The organism is bacterium (genome assembly GCA_024224155.1).
In the GTDB taxonomy this organism is placed as follows: domain Bacteria; phylum Acidobacteriota; class Thermoanaerobaculia; order Multivoradales; family JAHEKO01; genus CALZIK01.
The window spans coordinates 1-5,378 of record JAAENP010000290.1 but is presented as its reverse complement, the minus strand read 5'-3'; the positions used below and the strand labels follow the sequence as shown (position 1 = coordinate 5,378).

Sequence of the window (5,378 nt, the reverse complement as noted above, 5' to 3'; positions counted from 1 at the left end):
CCTCCGGTGGGATGGCGCCACCTATCTCCCCATCGAGCTCGCCGCCCTCCGCGTCGGGGAGCGCGTCACCCTTGCCGACACCTCAGACGTGTGGGCGAGCATGATGTGAACTCTCCGCTCGAATGGCCGCGCAGCGTGGAGATAGAGCTCGGGTCGAGCGGTGTTCCAAATCTCTCCCGTTGGGGACACCAATATTGCGTTGGAAACTACTGAATCTAAAGCACTTATAACGCTTCAAGGTGTTCTAATTAGGGTCCCTAATGGGAGTTCGTTGGAATTCGCTCAGCGGTAGCGGACTTTCCTGCGGGAAAGTTCCGAGCCCGGAATGAAGGGAGGCATCCACTGGCGAACGCATCAGAGGCCCCCAGCCGGCCGAGAGTGACGGCGGCGCCGAAGAGGATTCCGGCTTGGAGACCGGGTTCCGGCCGGTGGGTGACCAGAGCCCAGGTGACCGTCAGGTCCAGCACCGCGGAGGGTGTTCAGGTCCTCGTTGATGACCTCCTCGCCTAAAGGGAGATTCTCTGGAAGTCTCTCGGTGAGCGCGTCAGAATAGACACGTTCGAAGGTAGGTAAGTGATGATCTTTCTGTGGAAGCAGGCTCAACAGCTTCGTCGGTCACGGGCGCTGATTCCGGCAGCTCTTGTTGGGATCATGTTGTTTGGTGCGCCCGCCACGGCCCAAGATGCCGTTGCCACCGCATTCGTCAACGTGAGCGTCATTCCGATGGACGGCGACCGGGTGCTGCCCAACCACACGGTTGTCATCGAGGATGAGCTCATCGTAGCCGTGGGGCCGGCTGGCGAGGTCGTTATTCCGACCGGCGCGAGGGTCATCGACGGTGACGGCGCGTTTCTGATGCCAGGCCTTGCCGACATGCACGCGCACCTCGCCGACATACCTCACCTCAATGTGGATCGCAGCCCGGACTTCATGCGGCTCTTTCTGGCGGAGGGCGTGACCACGGTTCGCAATCTCAATGCTCTGCCCCGGCATGCCGAGTGGAAGGAAGAGGTCGTGCGCGGGACGAGGATTGGACCCACGCTGTATACGAGCGGTCCGGTGATCGTAGGTCCTCCGGACGCGATCATCGTGTGGACGTTCCGGGCAATCATCTTCGGCGCTCTACTCGCAGGTGGCTTGGCGGTGTGGACTGCCCTGTGGCTCTCGCGGCGCTTGCGCGGCCGGACGGGAGAGGCTCGGCGGCTACGTCGAACGCTCTTGCCGGGCGCACTGGCGCTACTAGCGTTGGGTCTCGTCATCATCTGGACCAAGATCATCCCGATCAACACGTATACGGTTCGGCAGTTCCCGTTCGCCTATGTACCCGACACCGTTGAGCGGGCTCGGGCCGAAGTGCGACGGCAGGTCGAGGCCGGGTACGACTTGATCAAGATGTACGATTACTTGCCGCGCGATCTATACCTTGGAGCGATCGACGAAGCGCGGGCCCAGGGCATGTACGTCGTCGGGCACCTCGATCACGGCGTGGAGGATCCCCTTGCCGCCGGGCTTCGGGAAGCCGTCCATGTGGACGAGTTCCTCGACGAGCATCTCGTGGGAAAGATGTCTCCAAGCGCGTTCGAAGCGATTCCCGTGAACATGGAGACTATCCCCGAGTCCGTCGCGTCTGTCGTCAGGCATGATGCGCTCGTCGTCTCGAACCTGGTCACGGACGAGATTACATACGAGTACCTCGAACAGGGACCGGAGTACTTCGATCGACCGGAATACGCTCGCTTGCGCCCGGCGGTCATCACCGGCTGGCTCGGAGGCCGGATGGTGAACTGGCAGGGTCAGCAGGAGTGGCGCCGCAACACGCTGCAGCCGTTTCTCGTGCGGATGATCCAGAGCCTCCACACCGCGGGCGTGCCGATCCTGATCGGCACCGATACCGGTGTCGAGGGGGCGCTGCCGTGGCACATCCACCGCGAGCTCGAGCTGCTCGTGCAAGCGGGGCTCTCTCCCTTCGAGGCGTTAACGGCCGGCACCAAGAACGCGCGCCTCAGCGTCAACCGAATGGGCGTCGCCGATATCTTCGGCGAGGTCGCCGAGGGCCAGCGTGCCGATCTGATCCTCGTTGAATCCAACCCTCTGGAGGACGTTGGGGCTACCCGCGCACGCCTGGGGGTCATGTCTCGAGGGCGCTGGTACGCGCAGGCGGAGATCGAAGAGTTGGTCGCCGATCTGGTTGACACGTACTAGTTGACGGATCCTATTCTTGCTCGCATGGACACATCCTACGGAGTCCTCTCGTCACCGACTGATCGGGCGTCGGGCGTTTTCCCGGCCTCAGCGTCTACCGACCGCAGGCGAAGGTCCCGTTGGGGAAACGGGATCTCGATCCCCGATTTTCCCAAGGCGGCCGTGATGGCTACACGCAGGTCGCTCGCCACTTGCCACCAGTTGTCGAAGCTCGGGGTCCAGACCCTCAACTCGAAATCGAGGGAGCTCTCGCCGATCCCCTTGAACAGGGCGACGGGTTTCGGCTCGTGTAACACACGAGGGTGGTCAGCCGCCTGCTCCAGGATGGTGATGACGGCTTCTGGATCCGTTCCGTAGGCGACACCAACGGGAATCTCGACCCGTCGCTGCCGGTCCGAGAGCGTCCAGTTAACGACCTCATTCGACAGGAGCTTGCCGTTGGGCACAACAACCTCTGCCCCCTCTAGCGTCCTGATCGTGCTGGAGCGCATTCCGATGCGCCGGACACGGCCGACCAGCGAGCCCACCTCGATAACGTCCTCAATCTTGATGGGGCGCTCGAAGACGAGGATCAGCCCCGAGACGAAGTTGTGAACCAGATCCTGGAGACCGAATCCGATCCCGACACCGAGGGCCCCAACCAGGAGAACAACCCGGTCCGGCTCGATGCCCGCCGCCGCCAGCGCGAACAGGAAGCCGACACCCAGGACCAGGTAATTGACCAAGATGGAGATCGTTGCCGGCACTCCACGAGCAAGACGGAAGTGGGGAAGAACGTCCTCCTCCAGGAGAAAGCGCAGAAACCGGGACAGCAAGAACGTGCCGACGACGACGAGCAGGAAGGCTAGGATGTCGCCCGCAGAGACCGCGAGGTTGCCGCGTGTCCATCGCCAAGAGAGGGCGGCTGAAAGCCAGTCTCGGAACGGCTCGAGAGCCTGGAACTCGGCGAGGCTCCAGCGGATCCATAGCCCTACGGCAAGGATATTTACGAGGGCCAGTGCCCGGCGCTGTAGGAGTTCGGTGTGGAGCCGCATGGACCTCAAGGTCTGTGCCTGGCGGGTCCTGAGGAGCACCATCACCAGGCCGTCCAGAACCAGCGCCGCCAGGAAGAGCAGGATTCCGGTGCGGAGGCTGGTCAGGCTGGCGCTCGCTAGCACGTCAGCCAAGTCGACGCTCCCCACGACGTTGGCGATGACCGAAGTGGTGAGCACCAGACAGGCCAGCCAGGTCGCCAGCTTCCCTGCGCGGAGCCATCCTCCCCCGCGCCCATCGGGAACGACCGACCGTAGGATCCAGATCAGGAGAGCGAGTGCCGACGTCGCCATGGCCAGCAGCACGAGCCGGGCGAGCAGGCCGTCGTCCAAGAAGACTACCCAGAAGACCTCGAGCACCAGGATGGCGATCAGCCCGTACAACGGCCCGCGCAGCCCCCGGTAGACGAGGCCTGGCAGCAAGCGCGTCACCCCGGCAAGCGCCGCCAGAACGTAAAGGTCGTAGATCAGAAGGGGAAGGACGGGGTAGAGGAACGGTGTCAGCAGGAGCGCCAGCAGCAAAGCCGAAGACACCGGTTTCGCCAGCACCTGGCTGGAGGCACGGAGAGCCGGATCGGAAAGCACCCAATCTCGGCTGCGGCGGTGGAGTGCTAGCAGCAGAGCCAGCAACAGCACGAATGCCGCCAAGTGGGAAACGAGCCGGCCCGGGTTGGCGTCCAGATATCGGGTGAAGGCAGCAACGTCCTCGCGCCAGTCTTCAGTCTTGGCGGCGAATACCCGTTGCAGGTCTTGTCGGAGCTCGCGAGCAGCCGTTACGGGTTGTGCCAGGACCTTCCAAAGCGGCAGATCGCGGCGGGCGAGCAGCCTGCCCAACTCCTCCTCCAGCGCGGAGCCGACCCACTCGTTGAGCCGCGATAGCGCGCTGGCGCGCTCGGAGAGCTGCGCCTCCAGGTCGAGGATGCGGCTCAGCCGCTCGGTGAGTCGTTCACGAGTCGCGTCGAGTTGCTCCTGGACCTCGGCAATGCCGCGAATGAGGGCGCCCGGGATCTCTTCTCGCATCGCGGCGCTCCGCACCCCAGCCGAGCTGGACTCGAGGACCGCGATCTCCTCTTCCAGTACCAACAGCGCCTGCATGCGGCCCCCGATGGCTGCCTGCCAGAGCTCGACGCGACGCAGTTGTTCTTCCCAACCTCGCAGCTTGTAGAGCAGAAGGCGGTTCGACAGCCTCGCCAGGCGTTGCATCTCAGAGGTTTTGTCGATCTGCGGTACCGCTTCGAGCCCGGAAAGGGACCTGCCGATCGCCTCCACCATCGGGTCCGGCGCCAGGGCCTTTTCCAGCCTCAGCAGGCCGACCTCGGATTCCTGTGTATGGCGCACGAGATCGGAAAGGGACATCGCCGCCGGCGTTGAAGGGGCGCCCTGAGCTGGATCCGCCGAACCGGCATCTTCCTGGGCGTAGCCGGTAGGGACCGCCAGAAGGACAGCCAGTACCGCCAGGGAAAGCCAAAGCCACGGGTTGTCGCTTGCCGTTGGGGTTTTTCGAGCAGACGGCATTAGAGCGTGATCTCTCAAAACACCTGTCCCACAAACAGGTAGGAGGTGGCAGATGCCCACGACCTTCCAGGTTGGCCTCGGCGGCGGTCCCGAAGCGAAAGTACCATGGCCCCCAGGATTTCTCCCCCCCCACGGATCTCGAGGGTATGCCCCTCGTCCCCCGGCCGGAGCCCGAACTCGACCTGCTCGAACTCGCCGATCTGGTACGGGCGCTCGAGGTCGTTCTGGAGCTCATCCAGATCCAGGGGCTCTCCGACGGATGTTTTGACACGGCGCCGGACCAGCTGGGGAGACACGCGCTCGAGACCCATGATCTCGACTCTTGAGATGACACGTCATGTCCCGTTGGGGATACCAATTTGCACCTGCCAGCGGTTCTCCCACTCTGATCCGGTCCTTTCTCGGTAGTGGCTCAGTTTGAAACTGAGCCACTACCCCTTTCTCTATCTCCTGGCAGGGAGATCGAGGTAACGTTGGAGTGGGAATCTGAAATGCACACCCGGCAGACCCAACACGGTTGCATGCACCCCGTGGTCCTCACATTCACCGCTATCGGAAGGCCCCGGCGGTCTCCTAGCATGCAGCAAGGCAGACCGCGATGTGGGTAGCTGTGTTCTTGATGACCGCGTG

3 protein-coding genes are annotated in these 5,378 nt (G+C 63.3%); 2 read left to right on the top strand and 1 reads right to left on the bottom strand.

What is annotated here, in order from left to right:
• Positions 1 to 573: 573 nt before the first annotated feature.
• On the top strand, positions 574 to 2,202 hold the full coding sequence (locus GY769_15100; protein ID MCP4203249.1) for an amidohydrolase family protein: 1,629 nt from the start codon (positions 574 to 576) through the stop codon (positions 2,200 to 2,202).
• A gap of 35 nt (positions 2,203 to 2,237) precedes the next feature.
• On the opposite strand, the gene GY769_15095 is transcribed toward GY769_15100, so the two are convergent.
• Positions 2,238 to 4,748, bottom strand: a complete 2,511-nt coding sequence (locus tag GY769_15095; protein MCP4203248.1) for a mechanosensitive ion channel — start codon at positions 4,746 to 4,748, stop codon at positions 2,238 to 2,240.
• Positions 4,749 to 4,894: 146 nt separating this feature from the next.
• On the opposite strand from GY769_15095, the gene GY769_15090 reads away from it, so the two are divergent.
• The gene (locus tag GY769_15090) at positions 4,895 to 5,074 is read left to right on the top strand and encodes a hypothetical protein (protein MCP4203247.1); all 180 of its coding nucleotides are present in this window, start codon (positions 4,895 to 4,897) and stop codon (positions 5,072 to 5,074) included.
• The last annotated feature ends 304 nt before the right edge of the window (positions 5,075 to 5,378 follow it).

What these genes read in the sequence shown, in the direction of transcription:
- GY769_15095 (MCP4203248.1), bottom strand. Translation starts at nt 4,748, where the DNA reads ATGCCGTCTGCTCGAAAAACCCCAACGGCAAGCGACAACCCGTGGCTT.
- GY769_15090 (MCP4203247.1), top strand. Translation starts at nt 4,895, where the DNA reads ATGCCCCTCGTCCCCCGGCCGGAGCCCGAACTCGACCTGCTCGAACTC.